1 protein-coding gene is annotated in these 1385 nt (G+C 46.3%); it reads right to left on the bottom strand.

Going from position 1 to position 1385, the window contains the following annotated elements; translation table 11 throughout:
- Positions 1-1385: DNA primase (gene dnaG, locus A3757_RS20730; RefSeq protein WP_068740226.1), on the bottom strand; the 1385-nt coding region annotated here is incomplete at both ends.

Here is a 1385-nt window from a genome sequence, read left to right as displayed (position 1 = left end):
TGCTTTTCAGATTCGCTCATTTCACTAGGAAGCTTATTGAATTTTGTTGCTTTCAAGGCGTCATTCTGGGTTTGTTTATTCTTCAGCCGTTGCAGCAAGTCAGTCGCAACGTCCTGGATTTCCTTCGCGTCGGGCACCCATTCCAAGCGATCAAATAAGCTAGAGAACTGAGCACGATAACCCACTTCATCCGTAGCCAGAAATAACAACAAAGACTGAGTCGTTGCTATTTTTTGAAGAAAGAGAAACTCTGCGAAGTCACGAGTTTGCTGAAACCCTTGGTGCCCACTGATCATACTTAGATAATTTTCAGCCTGACTTGGCTGGTAATATAGCGCTAAACAAAGGCTAGTATCCGGGTCAGGAATCACCCTAGCGCCGACCAGCTCCCGCCCATCACTAGCTGCATCTTGCTTGAATTTCCCTCGACGCTTAAACATCAGTGAATTTAGCTTTTGCGTCAGCGCATTTTTCAGAACAAAGGACTTCACCCTCTCTATCTGAGCTTCTGCCTGCTCTTTTAGCAAACCCTTATGCTCGGCAGATCTAAGATCAAGGCCCTCTGAATAAATTTTAAGCATGAATTCCGATAAGGGATAAGCAGAAAGCACTCGCTTTTCGAACATATCTTTCCCTTCCCCCCTCACTAGAGTATCAGGGTCCTCACCTTCCGGTAATAGCAAAAAATCCAGCTGCATCCCATCTTCAAATATAGGCAAGGCGTTTTCCATTGCCTTTCTTGCAGCCTGTAATCCGGCTCGATCGCCATCAAAACAGAAAATAATGTGCTTACACCGTCGTAAGAGGTGAGAGAGGTTTTCGCTATTTGTCGCCGTCCCTAAGGTGGCTACCGCATAGTTAATACCGTACTGCGCTAGCGCCACAACGTCCATATAGCCTTCCACTACCAACAACTTATCAAGATGTCGGGTTGCCTGGTTCGCTTCATACAGACCGTAAAGCTCATTACTTTTGTGGAAAACTTCCGATTCAGGTGAGTTGATGTATTTAGCTTTGTCGTCCCCTAAGGTTCGCCCCCCAAAAGCCACAGTCTTACCGCGGCTATTTCGAATAGGGAACATTAAGCGATCTTGAAATAGATCAAAGGGGTTGTCGTACTTATCGAGAACGGTTTTGGTCTGAATGAGTGACTTTAAGGTTTCTGGGGCGGCTTTAGCACTCAGAAAATCCCGCTCGGCCGGTGCAAAGCCGATAGCGAAGCGCTCAATCACTTCGTCCGACAAGCCACGCCTTTTCAGGTAGTCCTGAGCACGCGATTTATTGGCATGAGACTTTAGCGCATCCCTGTATTTCAGATTTGCGTACTCTAAAGCTTCCCACAACTTTGCTTGAAGGCTGTATACCTTTTGGACTTTTTCGTCTCT

Source organism: Oleiphilus sp. HI0117 (assembly GCF_001635235.1).
Note: the sequence above shows the minus strand (reverse complement) of the source record. Positions and strands in the feature narration are given on the sequence as shown.